We start from the raw sequence: 14668 nt of genomic DNA on the forward strand, positions 1-14668 counted from the left end.
ATTTGTTTTACTATATCATACAGTTCAACAGAAATAAATTAAAAATTTCGAAATATATATTTTTCCTTTTCAAGAATGAAGTCATTTTATCATGAAGCATGTTGACTCGCAAAAAACAATCTTCCGTTACTTAGTTTCCACTCCGGCCTTCCGCTGCACCCGGGACAATAAATACCATACCTTCGGGAAAAGCAAGAAGGAGCACGGAATCCCGGCTCCTCCATTTATTTCTTCCTGTAAAAGAAAGTATCTGCAGTTTCAAAATCATATGTACCAGGGTTGAAGATCTGTTCAGTGCTTCCAACAAACAGAATCCCGCCTGGCCTTAATGCCGCACTGAATTTATGGTAAATGCTTTCCTTGGCCTCCTCGGTAAAATAAATGAGGACATTCCGGCAGACAATCAGGTCAAACGGACCGCCGAAACGATCGGCAAGCAAATTTTGCTTTTTAAACGCAACAGTCTTCTTAATGTCATCTTCTACCGTATAATAGGAACCATCCTGCCGAAAAAACTTTTTAACCATTTCCTTAGGGGCTTCATTCAGTGATCTTTCTGCATAAACTCCGCGCCTCGCTTTTGCCAGGACATTGTCATCAATATCAGTCGCCAGGACCTGGATTCTCGATAATGGCATATGTTTTGACAGCACCATCGCCAATGTATAAGGCTCTTCTCCAGTAGAACAAGCTGCACTCCAGATTTTCGGGTTCGGATTTCTGCTTAACAACTCAGGTACTATCGATTTATCGAGGACTTCCCACCTTTTTGCGTTTCTATAAAACTCGGATACATTGATTGTCATTCGATCCAGAAATTCGTTCATGAGCTGCTGGTCTTTATCAAGGACTTGAAAGAATTCCTTGAAAGATGAGTAACCTTTCTTTTGATAGAGTGAAGTCAACCTTCTTTTCATCTGGGCTTCTTTGTATAGAGCAAGGTTTATACCTGTCTTCTGGTGGATTTTCGAGATGAAGTGTTCATAGTCTTGCGGCATCATTTAGCTCCTTATTTTTACTAGAAAAAGTTGGACATTTTCATTATATCGAAAAATAGAATTTTGGGTGATATATTTTTTTATATCCGGAGAGCTATATAACGTCCCGAAAAAGAAAAAGGACACTTGCTTTTCACAAGTGTCCGGAGTTTATTTAAAAGATAAGCGGCTTACGCTTTTCTTTGTCCAGCTCCAGCGCCTAGCCCCTCGAGTCGCTTCGGTCCGCCCAATGAAGTCAAAGAACGACTTCACTGGTCAGCCCTCCAGCGCTTGTCGGGGCTGACCAAGGCGCTTACGCTTTTCTTTGTCCAGCTCCAGCGCCTAGCCCCTCGAGTCGCTTCGGTCCGCCCAATGAAGTCAAAGAACGACTTCACTGGTCGGCCCTCCAGCGCTTGTCGGGGCTGACCAAGGCGCTTACGCTTTTCTTAGTAAACCCACTCGTTGATTAATTTGCTGTATTCAGCCAGTTCTTCTTGTTTGAAGAATAATCCGATTTCACGCTCAGCGCTTTCTGGTGAGTCAGATCCGTGAATTACGTTCTTGCCTACAGTCACACCGAATTCTCCGCGGATAGTTCCAGGAGCTGCATCTTTAGGGTTTGTAGCACCCATCATCTGGCGTGCAGTAGCAATTACATTCTCTCCCTGCCATACCATAGCGAATACTGGTCCTGAAGTGATGAAGTCTACCAATTCGCCAAAGAATGGACGCTCTTTATGTTCGCCATAATGCTCTTCAGCAAGTTCTCTTGGGATGTTCATAAGTTTTGCGCCAACTAGCTGGAAGCCCTTCTTTTCGAAACGAGCTACAACTTCACCGATCAGGTTGCGTTGTACTCCGTCAGGCTTGACCATTAAATAAGTCTTTTCCATGAGTTCCACTCCTATTTCCTATATGTATGTGAACCGCTTACAAAAGCAATCCTTAGAAATAGTATCATTTTTTTGAAAAATTCGCAACTTGCTAATACTTGCGTTTTCCAATGAATTTGGCAATATCGCGCAATGACTTCTTTGCCTTATTAGATGGGAGCTCTTCAAGGATTTCAAGAGCTTTATCCAAATAGCGGTCACTGATCTCAAGTGATTTTTCAATCGCTCCTGACTCCTGTACAAGCTTTAGTATTTCAATCAGTTCTTCTCTTGGCATACCTTCATGGACAGTCCTGATCCGGCTTTTGATATACTCATCCTGCATTGCATACAGTACAGGAAGAGTGACATTCCCCTGTAGAAGATCCCCGCCAGCCGGCTTTCCAAGTTCCTTTTCTGTACCGGTGAAATCCAGTACATCATCAGTAATCTGGAAGGACATGCCGACATAGTAGCCAAACTTATACAATTTTCGATGGTCCTGCTCCGGAACTCCTGCCACCACGGCACCAAGCTGGCAGCTGGCAGCGATAAGAAGAGCAGTCTTCCGCTTGATTCGCAGCAAATAATTACGCAGATTTTGATCAAAGTTATATTTATCTTTTATTTGTTCGATTTCCCCAACACTTAGTTCGACTATAGTATCAGAGAGAATCTGGTGCGCTTTCGGATTTTCAATGTCAGTCATAAGCTCCAGTGCCCTGGCAAAAATGTAATCCCCAGTATACATTGCAATCCTGTTATCCCATTTCGCTTTGATTGTCGCCTGCCCTCTACGCAATTCAGCATCGTCGATGACGTCATCGTGTACAAGGGAGGCCATATGGATGAGCTCCAGGGAGACTGCGACATCCTTGATGATTTCAATATCATAATCTCCGAATTTACCACCAAGAAGAACAAAAACGGGTCTGATCCGTTTCCCGCCAGCTTTAAGTAAGTGAAGGCTTGCCTGTCTGAGCAGCTGGGAATCGGCCTGGATTGCTTTTTCCAGCTCTCTTTCAATCAATGTCAAATCAGAATTCAAATATGTATATAATAGCTTCATCTTCATAATTATCCACCCAGCTTTTACATCCTCGATATCCATTGATGCAACTGCAACAAGTTCCTTTCCACAGCCTCAATGCAATCAGGAAATTTCTTATATGCTTGGAGCTTTCCATCCGGTCCAGCTAATAGATTTTTCTTTCTTTTGGAACCAATCCAGATACAGGTCACTTCGTTAATCGGGAACAAAGCGACAACACTAAATGAAAACAGGCTGACCTTCCTTGCCGAGCGAAAAAGAAAAGGACAGCCATTGTCTTTATATATAGTATCAGATTGTATATTCACCTGAAAGAATCGTCAAGCCCCAGCGCATTTGCCAGCCTCCGACCCAGAAACGGCTTCGATTATAGTGAGAAGCCACTCACGGCGTGTCTTTTCCCGGACACCATGGCGTCTTTCTTATTTACGGCCGATATGCACGGCAGCTACTCCACCGCTATATGGTTTATATTCAACGTTCACGAATCCTGCTTCGGAGAACATTTTCGCGAGTTCTTTCATGCCTGGGAAATCCTTTGCGGATTCCTGGAGCCAGGAATACTCATCATAGCTCTTCGCGAACAGTTTGCCGAACATCGGCATGATAAACCTAAAGTACAATCTATACGCCTGCTTAAAACCTGGCATTGTAGGCTGGGAAGTTTCCAGGCATACTGCCATACCGCCCGGCTTTAGGACTCTGTACATTTCACGAAGCACCTGATTGTAATCAGGGACATTCCTCAAACCAAAACCAATAGTGACATAGTCAAAGCTATTATCCTCAAATGGGAGCTCCATTGCGTTCCCATGGATTAGTGCTGCCTGGTCCAAATTACGTGCGTGCAATTTGTCCTCGCCAATCTTCAGCATATTTTTACTGAAATCAAGTCCGACCACTTCGCCGTCTTTGCCTGCTGCTTCTGCAAGTGCAATCGTCCAGTCAGCCGTACCGCAGCACACATCAAGTGCTTTGGCTCCTTTTGGGACATTCATCTTTTTCATTGTGTCATTGCGCCATTTAATATGCTGCTGAAAACTGATGACAGAATTCATCTGGTCGTAATTTTCATAGATTTTTTCAAAGACTCCATGAACACGTTGTTCTTTCGATTGCTGCATTGCATTACCCTTCTTCCGCGAAATTTTTAGACATGGTCTGGTGCTGCCCGGAGATCAGGTCTAACCGTTCTATAAGCAAGCTGTTCATCCCTGGCAGCTTCTTAAACGCTGCATTAATCTTCGTCATAGAAAATTCAATATATCGTGTGCAAATTGTTAAAAGGTATTTTTGCTGTTCCGAAGAAAGTTCTGTTGTAGTCTGGTCCATTTTTGGCAAAGTAATTTTTTTCAGCGCGTTGAAAACCAGCGAACTACCGTTTTTAATGAACTTCGTTTCTTCAGATAGCATCCTTTTGACAAAAAGCCAATTAGAAGCGAATTCAAACCATTCAGCCGCGTCAAAATGATCAGCGACCTTGCCTAAAAGAGACGACTCGATTAATTTTACGCTTTCCATTAACTTATCGATCGCTTCAGTTTCTTTTTGATACAACGAAATTTTATGCTCATTGACTTCTTTTACACCTGAAGCCAACCGCTTGATCATTTCTATATCATCCATATCAGCCAGCAGCTTGTAATATAGTCCGCTGAAATAAATTCCAGCGAGAACCGTCAACTGTCGGCGCTTATGGGTTTCATCCTCTTCACCTGGGTGTGAGTTGTGGACATGCTCATGGGTATCAAGGGCAATTTGCAGGAGCATGGCGGTCACAGTGTAATTCTTTGCTCTTTCCTGATCTACTTCCTGCTCTTCCAGCAAGGATGTAAGCAACAAGAGCCGGTCATCATCTATAAATGGCGATTCTACATGCCTTAGCAAATAAGGATGTGAAAGTTTTTCGAGAAGAAGCTCTCTGGTGCCGTCTAATTTGTTTTGTAAATCTAGCAATTAAATCACCCTTGTTCCCCTTATTTATGTTGGATTGCCGGCGACGGGCACAACATTGTTTTAATCAGGAAAGCCAGCCGTATTTGGTGAGCTGGTCTATATTTAAAACAGACATAAAAAAAGCGCCTAAATAACTAGTTTGCAGTTGTACCGAACATTCCAAGGCAGTGACAATTATATCACAAATAGTAAAAACATGAACGTGATATTATAAATTAAACACCATTTGCGATAAATTGAGCTTGATTTTGTAACAAAATAGTTGGTTTTGGACTTAATTACTTCTTCTCACTAACTATTTCACCGAATGGTGTGACAATTTTTGCATGCCCTCTAATTTTAATGGCTGATGTATGTTCTGTGAACTGGGCAATCATAACTTCGCCCTGGTCCAGCTTCTCTGAATGGTGGAAGCGAGTGTCTGTTCCTCTTGTAAGTCCAATCACGTTCACACCATCCTCGATGGCCTTGATCACTACATAGTCCGTGTTAACACCTTGTTTCTTATCCATTATTATCCCCCTTACAGGAAAGATTATGTCGAGTCTGGGACGTACCCGATAATTCGTAGTTATGTTTGTTTATAATATAACAAAAGGCTAAAAGAATTACTTTCAGCCTTTTACATCTTTTGAATGTACTTTTCGAAATTCATGTAATCAACACTCTTTAATCTTTAATCAATGAGAGTATTTCAGCCCTTGCACTTACATCCTCTGCTAGAGTTCCTCTAACAGCAGATGTAACTGTTTTGGAGCCCGGTTTCTTGACTCCTCTCATTGTCATGCACATATGTTCCGCTTCTACCACTACCATGACACCATGGGGATCCAGCTTTTCCATTATGGAGTTCGCTATAGTAGAAGTGATCCTTTCCTGTAACTGAGGTCTTTTCGCTACTGCTTCCACAGCTCTTGCAAGCTTGCTGAGTCCTGTGACCTTTCCTCCACGTGGAATGTATGCGACATGTGCCTTGCCGAAGAAAGGAACAAGATGATGTTCACACATTGAATAGAAAGGGATATCCTTGACCAGGACCAGTTCCTCATGGTCCTCACCAAAAATAGTTTCAAAATATTCTTTAGGATCCTGGTTCAACCCCGAGAAAACTTCCTCATACATCTTCGCGACACGCTTGGGAGTATCAAGCAAACCTTCTCTGTTTGGGTCTTCACCGACTGCCTCTAATATTAAACGCACCGCTTCTTCGATTTGGGCACGATTGACGTTTGACATCTGCGCTTCCTCCTATGATCCGACAATCTCATTATAATCTTGCATAGTTAAGCAACTAATTGATTATAATATTTTCATCTTAGCATAACCAATTCTCAGCAGGCAAAACTTAATATTCCATAACATAGAAAAAGGCCGCGAACAGGTCGCGGCCTTTAGGGTTTAGCATACGCTCAGTGCGTCGTATGTAATTATTTCACTGCATCCTTAAGCGCTTTGCCAGGTTTGAAAGCAGGCACCTTGCTTGCAGAGATTTCGATTTCATCACCAGTTTGTGGGTTGCGTCCTTTACGGGCAGCGCGCTCACGAACTTCAAAGTTACCAAAACCGATTAATTGTACTTTGTCCCCATCTTTTAATGCATTTAAGATTGAATCAAAAACAGCGTCAACTGCTTTTGTTGCATCTTTCTTAGAAAGCTCACTAGCTTCTGCAACTGCATTGATAAGTTCTGTTTTGTTCATGCCATTCACCTCCTCCCAAAGAGATCCCATTGCTCAGAAATTAAGCATCTTACTACATTTCTAAACAAAACATATGAATTCTATACGTTGGTGGAAGATTTTATTATCATAGTTTTAAAAAAACTATGATAAATAAACCTTAAATCGCTTGAAACCCTGTTATATAAGGGTTTGTAAGCTGCAACGCTAATTCTGTTAAAAGATTATCATAATGTTTTACTCTTATCAAGATAATTTCAAGAAATAATGGGAATCTTTTCTTCTTTGAAACATAATTGTAATATGTTGACCCTAATTCATTACCCGTAACAGGCAGTATCAAACCTACAATAATGAATTTTATGCCTTTTCTCCTGATTACGCAAGCAGTCAACAAGGTCTTTACTCATAATTTACTGAAAGGAAGTTATATTAAAAGATTAATTTTGGTCCAAAGTTACTGTAGATCGACTAGATAAAGTGAAAATCAATGTTTTGGCAGACAAAACAAAAAGACTCCCAAAAGGAGTCCAAATTATAATATGATTGCTATTAATCCACCGGAACCTTCGTTGATGATTCTCTCCAGCGTCTCTTTTAATTTATAACGTGCATTTTCTGGCATCAGGCTCAATTTTGCCGAAATTCCTTCTCTGACGATTGAGCTTAAGCTTCTTCCAAAGATATCAGAATTCCAGATTGACAGCGGATCATCTTCAAAATCCTGCATCAAGTAGCGAACAAGTTCTTCACTTTGTTTCTCAGTACCAATAATTGGCGAGAATTCGGATTCTACGTCCACCTTAATCATATGGATTGAAGGGGCTACTGCTCTTAAGCGGACACCGAAACGCGCCCCCTGGCGGATGATTTCTGGCTCTTCCAGGCTCATGTCCGTCAGTGAAGGTGAAGCGATGCCGTATCCCGTCTGCTTAACCATTTTAAGCGCATCAGAAATCTGGTCAAACTCTGTTTTTGCATAGGCAAATTCCTGCATCAGCTCAAGCAAGTGATCCTTGCCGCGGATCTCTACGCCTACGATTTCTTTAAGGATCTCGTCATAAAGGTCATCCGGAGCAAACAGGTCGATTTCAGCTATACCCTGGCCCATTTCGATACCTGCCAGTCCAGCCCTGTCAATGTACTCAAAATCGCTGAATTGATGGACGACCCTGTCTACATCACGCAGCCTCTTAATGTCCTTCACAGTCTCCTTGACAGCTTCCTGATAGCTCTCACGCAACCAGTGGTTTTCACGGAGTACCATTACCCAGCTTGGCAGATTGACGTTCACTTCTAGCACTGGGAATTCGTAAAGTGCTTCCCTCATCACACTGAGAACATCTGATTCCCTCATGCTTTCAACACTCATTGCAAGCACAGGTATATCATATTTGTCAGCCAATTGTGAGCGAAGTGTTTCCGTATTTGGATGATACGGCTGTGCGCTGTTGATCACCATAATGAACGGCTTTCCGACTTCCTTAAGTTCCTCAATTACTCTTTCCTCTGCCTCAATATAATCTTGTCTTGGGATTTCCCCAATTGTCCCATCTGTCGTAATGACGACACCGAGTGTAGAGTGTTCCTGAATAACCTTCCTTGTTCCAATTTCTGCTGCTTCATGGAAAGGGATTGGTTCTTCATACCAAGGCGTATTGATCATCCTTGGCCCATTCTCATCCTCATAACCCTTTGCTCCCGGAACTGTATACCCTACGCAATCTACGAGCCTGATATTTACATCCAGACCATCATCAACGTGCACGGATGCTGCCTGGTTAGGCACGAATTTCGGTTCAGTGGTCATGATTGTTTTACCTGCTGCGCTCTGAGGCAGCTCATCAAGAGCTCTGGCCCTGTCAGCCTCGTTATTGATATTAGGTAAAACCACCAGTTCCATGAATTTTTTGATAAAAGTGGATTTTCCAGTGCGGACCGCACCTACAACCCCCAGGTAAATATCGCCGCCAGTCCTCTCGGCAATATCTTTAAAAATATCTACCTTTTCCAAGTGATCCCCTCCCGATCATAGAGTTAGTGGGAATAAATTCATCCAAATTAGTAATCTGGGACAGTATATATTTATGATGTTGTCCTATATCAATATGACAATTTTTTATTTTTTTACCCCCTTAATTTTAATTTCAAAAAAGACTCCTTCAATTCCCATTTATGAGAACAATCGATATCTTTTTAAAGACAAAAAAACCCTACTTCTACAATATATTTTGCAGAAACAGGGTTATGACTAATTTATTAGAAATGCGCAAGCTCGTTGTTCGCCCATACAATCGTTGGGTGGTGAAATTCCTATTTTATTCCTTTATTAAGAAGACCGGTTCATTGGTCTCCTTATCGATGGTATAAGGCAAAGAGTATGCTGGTACGAACATGGAATCATCTACGAGAATGTCTCGGATATCCTCACCCTCTGCAAGTTCCTTTTTTGACGATTTGATAGCCTGGTAGAGATCACTCCGGTAATCTACATATATTTCACCATCAGTCGAAATGATAAAATGCAGGTTCTGGTTTGTGAACGGGCTTACAACGACAGGCTCTTCTTTATAGCCAATCTTTTTAAAATCAAGAGTATACACATTTTCTGCGATACGTTCCTTGAAAGGTGGATATCCAGATGCATTGATTCTCATTTTTATCTCACGGATTGTCTCTGCCATTCTTAAATCGAGCAGCTTCACTGTTGGATCTGTTTCAGCATCTACAAGGACATATTGAAACAGACCTCCGTTTTCATAAGCATTGCCTGGTGCCTCAGCAATAAATCTTGGAACGATCTTTTTAAAATCTATTGGATACTTTTGATAAATCGGTGTCTCTAAATCCTTCGTCTTGATTGGCAGCAAGCCGCCATTTGCCTCCTTGTACTGGTCAACAGCAGACTGTACACTATCAAGCTGGTCCTTGTATGGAACCTGATTTTGCACAAGTTTTTCTTCCGGATACATACAACCAGTCAATGTAAGTAATACCAGGATGACTGGCATAAAAATACGGATTTTGTTCATTGATACCAACCCTTTAATCCTATGTATTTTATTCGCTCGTCGGACCGCTGAAAACAACGAAAAAGATTATCAGCCCTGCTAAGATCATCAGCACATAGGCTATGATCGCCGTTGCAATTTTGAAGAACCCTTTTAACTTATAACGACTTAAATAGATGGCAAACAAAGACAGAATCATACTGCCCATGCCAACGAAAGAAATGTACATTTTCAATAATGCGGGTGACAAAATAAACCCCTCCCTTTTTCGAGAAGTATTATATCATATGCAGCAATTGTGCAGGCAAATAAATCCCTTAAGAAAACAAAAAAAGCTGAAGTAAAGAAGGGGCGGACAACTTTACCTCAGCCTACACGACTAAATACCCTAACACCCAGTTCAAACCACCAGTTTGCTTCGTTGCATCTTATGCAAGCACAGAGGAAATCGCATCCTCGAATGCCTATATTGGCGATATTATTCATTAGAAAATTTTTCTAAGTTAGATTTTACCTCCGAGTACGTCAGCCAGGTCTTCCATCTCGTGAGTTTTCTCTCGGGACATCAACCCATCAACAGCGTCCTTCGGATTGACGTCATTGAAAAGAATATTATATAGCGCATTAGTTATCGGCATATTGACTTCATATTTTTTAGCAAGCTGATACGCCGCCTTCGTCGTCCTTACACCTTCTACGACCATCCCCATGTTCTCAAGGACCTCCTCAAGGTTCTGGCCCTTGCCAAGCAGATTTCCTGCCCGCCAGTTCCTGGAATGGACGCTCGTACAAGTGACAATCAAATCCCCTATCCCTGTCAATCCTGAAAAAGTCAAAGGGCTGGCGCCCATCTTGACACCAAGCCGGGCTATTTCAGCTAGCCCCCTGGTAATCAAAGCAGCCTTGGCATTATCTCCGTAACCTAATCCATCTGAAATCCCGGCAGCAAGAGCGATAATATTTTTAAGTGCCCCGCCAATTTCCACGCCGATTAAATCCGGATTTGTGTATACTCTAAAGTTATTGTTGATAAACAAATCCTGGATTTTTTCGGCCGCTCCCATATTTTTCGAGGAAACGGTGACCGTTGTCGGATGGCGCAGGCTAACTTCTTCGGCATGGCTTGGACCGGATAAGACTACGACGCTTTCTAATAAGCCCTCTGGCATTTCCTCTTCAATCATTTCAGAAATACGGAGCAAGGAATCCGGTTCGATTCCTTTGCTGACGTGGACAATTACCATGGGTTCAGAAGTAACCTCAGTCATCTTTCGGATTACTTCACGGATTGCTTTTGTAGGGACAGCCATAATCACTGTTTTGATCCCAGCCAAAGCCTCCTGAAGTGATGAATACCCAATGATGGTTGCAGGCAGAGTAATTTCAGGAAGGTATTTCTTGTTGGTATGGTGATGATTGATTTCATCAATTTGCACAGGATTGTGCCCCCAAAGACGAACCTTATGGCCATTGTCGGCGAGGACCATAGCCAAAGCCGTTCCCCAGCTTCCAGCCCCAAGAACAGCTATTTTCTCACTCTTCCTTTCCATTTTAAACCACAACCTTTATATTATTTTCTTTGTCTCGCAAAAATCTTGATAGGAGTACCTGTGAAATCAAAGGCATCCCTGATCCTATTTTCGAGGAATCGCTCATAAGAAAAATGCATTAATTCAGGTTCGTTGACAAAGACAACAAAAGTAGGCGGCTTTACCGATACCTGGGTAGCGTAATAAATTTTGAGTCTCTTCCCTTTGTCTGTTGGTGTCGGATTCATCGCAACAGCGTCCATAATGACTTCATTCAGGATATTGGTCTGCACCCTCATTGCATGGTTTTCACTTGCCATATCAATCATCGGCATCAATGTGTGAATCCGTTTCTTTGTTTTTGCCGATAAGAAAACAATTGGTGCATAGCTCAGGAATTGGAAGTGAGCACGGATTTTCTCTTCATACTCCTTCATTGTCTTTTCGTCTTTTTCAATTGCATCCCATTTGTTAACAACAATGATAACTGCGCGGCCCGCTTCTTCGGCATAGCCGGCGATATGCTTATCCTGTTCGATAATACCTTCTTCGGCATTGATCACAACAAGGACAACATCGGAGCGCTCGATAGCTCTTAACGCCCTTAAAACACTGTATTTTTCAGTCGTTTCATACACTTTTCCTTTTTTACGCATACCCGCGGTATCAATAATGACATATTTTTGTCCATCATAAGTTACTTGCGAGTCAATCGCGTCTCTAGTCGTACCCGCGATATCACTAACAATTACACGGTCTTCTCCTAGAATCGCATTGACCAAAGAAGACTTCCCAACATTTGGACGGCCGATCAATGAAAATTTGATCGCATCTTTATCATACTCGTCTTCCTTATCTTTTGGAAAATGCTTTGCCGCTTCATCCAGCAAATCACCCAAACCCAGCCCATGGGAGCCAGAAATCGGGAAAGGTTCTCCAAATCCAAGAGCATAAAAGTCGTAGATCATGTCTCTCATTTCTGGATTGTCAATTTTATTGACTGCGAGGACAACTGGCTTGTTGGAGCGATAAAGGATTTTTGCTACTTCCTCATCTGCAGATGTTACTCCCTCTCTGCCATTTACAAGAAAAATGATAACGTCTGCCTCATCAATCGCAATTTCAGCCTGTTGGCGGATTTGATCCAAAAATGGCTCGTCCCCTAAATCTATCCCGCCAGTATCAATAATATTAAAATCATGTGTCAGCCATTCAGCTGAACTGTATATACGATCCCTCGTTACTCCAGGAATATCTTCAACGATCGAAATACGTTCACCAACGATTCGGTTAAAAATCGTAGACTTGCCGACATTCGGACGCCCAACGATAGCTATCACTGGTTTCGTCATGAACATCACCCTTTCAAAATTCTATTGTGCAGGTCAATGACCTGAGCCATAACAATTTCAAACTCAAAATTCTATAGTTCTCATTATTAATTTAATGCCTTGACGACACTTATAAAATAAACCCTTCTTGAGTACAGAAGGGTCTGGCTTAATCAGTTTATCAAAAGATGCCTTAAACAGGCAATGAAAACATTTCTTGTCAGTGTTTTACGATAATATAAAGATCCTCCGTCAGGGCATGAGCGATTCCATCCAGGATTGCTTCGAGGTTTGCAGCGACCTTCTCCATTTCTTCCTTTGAATCGCAATGAAAAACAGCGGTTCCGGATGGCACTTTTTTAGGGTTCGTTGTGATGGCGGCAAGGACGAATTTCTCAAGCATCATAGAGCCCCACTCCCTTCATTGCTCTTTTTCTCTGAAGGCATCCTGATTGCGTTCTCCAGTGTTGGTACATCACCAATCACCGTTATCGCACGCTCGATATCCCGTTCCTGTGGCAGCACGAATACCCCTACTCTGCCATCGTCCAGATCCCTTTTCGCCAACGGAACGAGCGCAGGTGTACCAGAATCACGATAAACCCCCAGGGCGGTTGACAAGTCATGCAGCACGGCCTGTCTCTGTCCAAGGTTCGCAATTGTAGACCGGGCATTCATGTTTTTTGGCTTTAAAATAAACCCCATTCCATAACGAAGTACCTCTTTCTGCCTTTCTGGAAGACCAATATTCATAATATAAATATTATCTACATACAACCCGGCACCTTCAAACCGAGGCTCCATATATTCAATTTCTACAATATCTTTTAGTTTCCCGCCTGACATCAACTTATGAGAGATAAGCACCGCAATGACCGCGGCAATGAGTCCAGCCCAGATATTCAAAATCAGGTATGCAAGTGTGCTGACAAGAGAGGTGAAAATAACCAGGTAATTGCGGCTCTCAAAAGCAATCGCAATGCCCTCGATATATGTTTTCCCCCGGGATACAAGTTCATAGCTATCGAGTTCGGTAAGGGTATTTCTCTCCATATTCCTGACTTCCCTGAATTGTGACGCCGCCAGGGTCAAGAAGGTAATCGCCGTGAATTCCTCCTCCATGATTGCAGGGCCGGCAACTGTTCCAAGTCCAGCTGCAATAAATCCGAGAGCTACATGAATGATTTTCCCATGCAAATATGTTGGATACTGACGATAATCGGTCCTTAGCATAAAAAGTCTCGATAACGTCCCTATAGCAATTCCGAATACAATTGGTAACGTGTATTCATTCATGAAGTCTTTTGTTCCTCCCCTTCAACTTGGTTTATTGTACTTCCCGACATGACCGAAATCATTGATTCAATAGCTGACCAGGCAAGAAGCAACCCTAGAGATATGAACAATATGTCCATAAAAACCATGGATGCAGCAGCATATGGAAAATTAAATTTCCATAGGATAGCAGAAAATAATATATCACCCTGCAAAAAGCCTGAAATCAAAGCCAAAATGCGATCATGTCTATCTTTATGTAACAGGACTGCCAGATAAAAACCTGCTGCTCCAAGCATGATTTTCCGATCGAATAACACCCAGACCGGGTCGAATAATTCGAACATTAAAAAACTCGTGTAGGCAAGCATGATGATAAATGAAGATAAAAATAAATATAAAAATGAGCCTGTCTTTTTACGCCTTGTTTCAAAAAATATAAAAAAGGCAATCGCAAAAGCAGACAGGTGGAGCTCAAAAATAAGCACATCAATTGTAAAAGGCGCCGCAAAAATGACGGCAAGCAACATAACAGTCCATTTCAACCGAAGCGGATTATCTTTATTCATAAAGAAAGTAGTCCAAACCCAACCTATCCACCCCAGCCAATAAAAATACAACCCTTCCATTCAACCCCTCCTATCATTTCCATTATGGTAATCACTTATGTAATTTAATCTTTTTTGCATAAAGTTTTTCACCTGTTCCATGTTAAGAAAAGCAGTACATTTATTACAGCTAGAAAAACAGTTCTAGATTGATGGACAATTCACAGGAATTTGCCCGATGATCAGGACAATCTCTGTAAGGCTTTCATTTTATAACCAGGAGGTAATATTATGGGCAAAGACAGACAGGAAAAGAAACTTAAGAAGAGCGGACGAGTGGAGTCAGACCGTGACCAGGCACTGCACTACCCAGGAGCTGCTAAAATGCAAAGCCCTGAAGAAGCTCGTTCCTTGAATGACGGCAAGTATAGCTAAAATT

17 protein-coding genes are annotated in these 14668 nt (G+C 42.1%); 1 reads left to right on the plus strand and 16 read right to left on the minus strand.

Annotated elements, in window-relative coordinates; all coding sequences use genetic code 11:
* Nucleotides 1-224 precede the first annotated feature (224 nt).
* The 16 genes from ACH0QE_RS19430 to ACH0QE_RS19505 form a co-directional block, all read right to left on the minus strand.
* Nucleotides 225-998 (minus strand): CheR family methyltransferase, encoded by a 774-nt coding sequence (locus ACH0QE_RS19430; protein ID WP_415802189.1) that lies wholly within the window; start codon nt 996-998, stop codon nt 225-227.
* Between the two features lie 425 nt (nt 999-1423).
* The gene (gene ndk / locus ACH0QE_RS19435) at nt 1424-1870 is read right to left on the minus strand and encodes a nucleoside-diphosphate kinase (protein ID WP_041965667.1); all 447 of its coding nucleotides are present in this window, start codon (nt 1868-1870) and stop codon (nt 1424-1426) included.
* Between the two features lie 91 nt (nt 1871-1961).
* On the minus strand, nt 1962-2924 hold the full coding sequence (gene hepT / locus ACH0QE_RS19440; protein ID WP_415802139.1) for a heptaprenyl diphosphate synthase component II: 963 nt from the start codon (nt 2922-2924) through the stop codon (nt 1962-1964).
* 398 nt (nt 2925-3322) lie between these two features.
* Complete coding sequence (locus tag ACH0QE_RS19445) at nt 3323-4024, minus strand: demethylmenaquinone methyltransferase (RefSeq protein WP_415802140.1); 702 nt, start codon at nt 4022-4024, stop codon at nt 3323-3325.
* 4 nt (nt 4025-4028) lie between these two features.
* The gene (locus ACH0QE_RS19450) at nt 4029-4856 is read right to left on the minus strand and encodes a heptaprenyl diphosphate synthase component 1 (RefSeq protein WP_415802141.1); all 828 of its coding nucleotides are present in this window, start codon (nt 4854-4856) and stop codon (nt 4029-4031) included.
* 278 nt (nt 4857-5134) lie between these two features.
* Nucleotides 5135-5368: a trp RNA-binding attenuation protein MtrB gene (gene mtrB, locus ACH0QE_RS19455; protein ID WP_023627535.1), complete on the minus strand. Its 234-nt coding sequence runs from the start codon at nt 5366-5368 to the stop codon at nt 5135-5137.
* A gap of 157 nt (nt 5369-5525) precedes the next feature.
* The gene (gene folE / locus ACH0QE_RS19460) at nt 5526-6092 is read right to left on the minus strand and encodes a GTP cyclohydrolase I FolE (RefSeq protein ID WP_415802142.1); all 567 of its coding nucleotides are present in this window, start codon (nt 6090-6092) and stop codon (nt 5526-5528) included.
* A gap of 191 nt (nt 6093-6283) precedes the next feature.
* A complete protein-coding gene (locus ACH0QE_RS19465; protein ID WP_023627533.1) occupies nt 6284-6556 on the minus strand; it encodes an HU family DNA-binding protein in 273 nt (90 codons plus the stop codon).
* Between the two features lie 514 nt (nt 6557-7070).
* Nucleotides 7071-8549 carry a stage IV sporulation protein A gene (spoIVA, locus tag ACH0QE_RS19470; protein WP_415802143.1) on the minus strand — a complete coding sequence of 493 codons (1479 nt, stop codon included), beginning with the start codon at nt 8547-8549 and terminating at the stop codon, nt 7071-7073.
* A gap of 304 nt (nt 8550-8853) precedes the next feature.
* Nucleotides 8854-9567: a hypothetical protein gene (locus ACH0QE_RS19475; RefSeq protein WP_415802144.1), complete on the minus strand. Its 714-nt coding sequence runs from the start codon at nt 9565-9567 to the stop codon at nt 8854-8856.
* A gap of 28 nt (nt 9568-9595) precedes the next feature.
* Nucleotides 9596-9796 (minus strand): DUF2768 domain-containing protein, encoded by a 201-nt coding sequence (locus ACH0QE_RS19480; RefSeq protein ID WP_023627530.1) that lies wholly within the window; start codon nt 9794-9796, stop codon nt 9596-9598.
* A gap of 253 nt (nt 9797-10049) precedes the next feature.
* Nucleotides 10050-11096 carry an NAD(P)H-dependent glycerol-3-phosphate dehydrogenase gene (locus ACH0QE_RS19485; RefSeq protein WP_415802145.1) on the minus strand — a complete coding sequence of 349 codons (1047 nt, stop codon included), beginning with the start codon at nt 11094-11096 and terminating at the stop codon, nt 10050-10052.
* 20 nt (nt 11097-11116) lie between these two features.
* The gene (der, locus tag ACH0QE_RS19490; protein ID WP_415802146.1) at nt 11117-12427 is read right to left on the minus strand and encodes a ribosome biogenesis GTPase Der; all 1311 of its coding nucleotides are present in this window, start codon (nt 12425-12427) and stop codon (nt 11117-11119) included.
* Between the two features lie 199 nt (nt 12428-12626).
* Nucleotides 12627-12812 carry a capping complex subunit for YIEGIA gene (locus tag ACH0QE_RS19495; RefSeq protein ID WP_415802147.1) on the minus strand — a complete coding sequence of 62 codons (186 nt, stop codon included), beginning with the start codon at nt 12810-12812 and terminating at the stop codon, nt 12627-12629.
* Entirely contained in the window at nt 12809-13702 is an 894-nt protein-coding gene (locus ACH0QE_RS19500) for a YIEGIA family protein (RefSeq protein ID WP_415802148.1), read from the minus strand. Before ACH0QE_RS19500 ends, ACH0QE_RS19495 begins: the two co-directional genes overlap by 4 nt.
* A complete protein-coding gene (locus ACH0QE_RS19505) occupies nt 13699-14310 on the minus strand; it encodes a YphA family membrane protein (RefSeq protein ID WP_415802149.1) in 612 nt (203 codons plus the stop codon). The genes ACH0QE_RS19500 and ACH0QE_RS19505 overlap by 4 nt, the downstream gene beginning before the upstream one ends.
* 210 nt (nt 14311-14520) lie before the next feature.
* Between ACH0QE_RS19505 and ACH0QE_RS19510 the strand changes: the two genes are divergently transcribed.
* Nucleotides 14521-14664: a YpzI family protein gene (locus tag ACH0QE_RS19510; RefSeq protein ID WP_084135440.1), complete on the plus strand. Its 144-nt coding sequence runs from the start codon at nt 14521-14523 to the stop codon at nt 14662-14664.
* Nucleotides 14665-14668: the final 4 nt, after the last annotated feature.

This window comes from Mesobacillus sp., assembly GCF_047739415.1.
Taxonomy (GTDB): Bacteria; Bacillota; Bacilli; order Bacillales; family Cytobacillaceae; genus Mesobacillus.

What these genes read in the sequence shown, in the direction of transcription:
- ACH0QE_RS19430 (WP_415802189.1), bottom strand. Translation starts at nt 998, where the DNA reads ATGCCGCAAGACTATGAACACTTCATCTCGAAAATCCACCAGAAGACA.
- ndk (WP_041965667.1), bottom strand. Translation starts at nt 1,870, where the DNA reads ATGGAAAAGACTTATTTAATGGTCAAGCCTGACGGAGTACAACGCAAC.
- hepT (WP_415802139.1), bottom strand. Translation starts at nt 2,924, where the DNA reads ATGAAGATGAAGCTATTATATACATATTTGAATTCTGATTTGACATTG.
- ACH0QE_RS19445 (WP_415802140.1), bottom strand. Translation starts at nt 4,024, where the DNA reads ATGCAGCAATCGAAAGAACAACGTGTTCATGGAGTCTTTGAAAAAATC.
- mtrB (WP_023627535.1), bottom strand. Translation starts at nt 5,368, where the DNA reads ATGGATAAGAAACAAGGTGTTAACACGGACTATGTAGTGATCAAGGCC.
- folE (WP_415802142.1), bottom strand. Translation starts at nt 6,092, where the DNA reads ATGTCAAACGTCAATCGTGCCCAAATCGAAGAAGCGGTGCGTTTAATA.
- ACH0QE_RS19465 (WP_023627533.1), bottom strand. Translation starts at nt 6,556, where the DNA reads ATGAACAAAACAGAACTTATCAATGCAGTTGCAGAAGCTAGTGAGCTT.
- ACH0QE_RS19475 (WP_415802144.1), bottom strand. Translation starts at nt 9,567, where the DNA reads ATGAACAAAATCCGTATTTTTATGCCAGTCATCCTGGTATTACTTACA.
- ACH0QE_RS19485 (WP_415802145.1), bottom strand. Translation starts at nt 11,096, where the DNA reads ATGGAAAGGAAGAGTGAGAAAATAGCTGTTCTTGGGGCTGGAAGCTGG.
- der (WP_415802146.1), bottom strand. Translation starts at nt 12,427, where the DNA reads ATGACGAAACCAGTGATAGCTATCGTTGGGCGTCCGAATGTCGGCAAG.
- ACH0QE_RS19495 (WP_415802147.1), bottom strand. Translation starts at nt 12,812, where the DNA reads ATGATGCTTGAGAAATTCGTCCTTGCCGCCATCACAACGAACCCTAAA.
- ACH0QE_RS19500 (WP_415802148.1), bottom strand. Translation starts at nt 13,702, where the DNA reads ATGAATGAATACACGTTACCAATTGTATTCGGAATTGCTATAGGGACG.
- ACH0QE_RS19505 (WP_415802149.1), bottom strand. Translation starts at nt 14,310, where the DNA reads ATGGAAGGGTTGTATTTTTATTGGCTGGGGTGGATAGGTTGGGTTTGG.
- ACH0QE_RS19510 (WP_084135440.1), top strand. Translation starts at nt 14,521, where the DNA reads ATGGGCAAAGACAGACAGGAAAAGAAACTTAAGAAGAGCGGACGAGTG.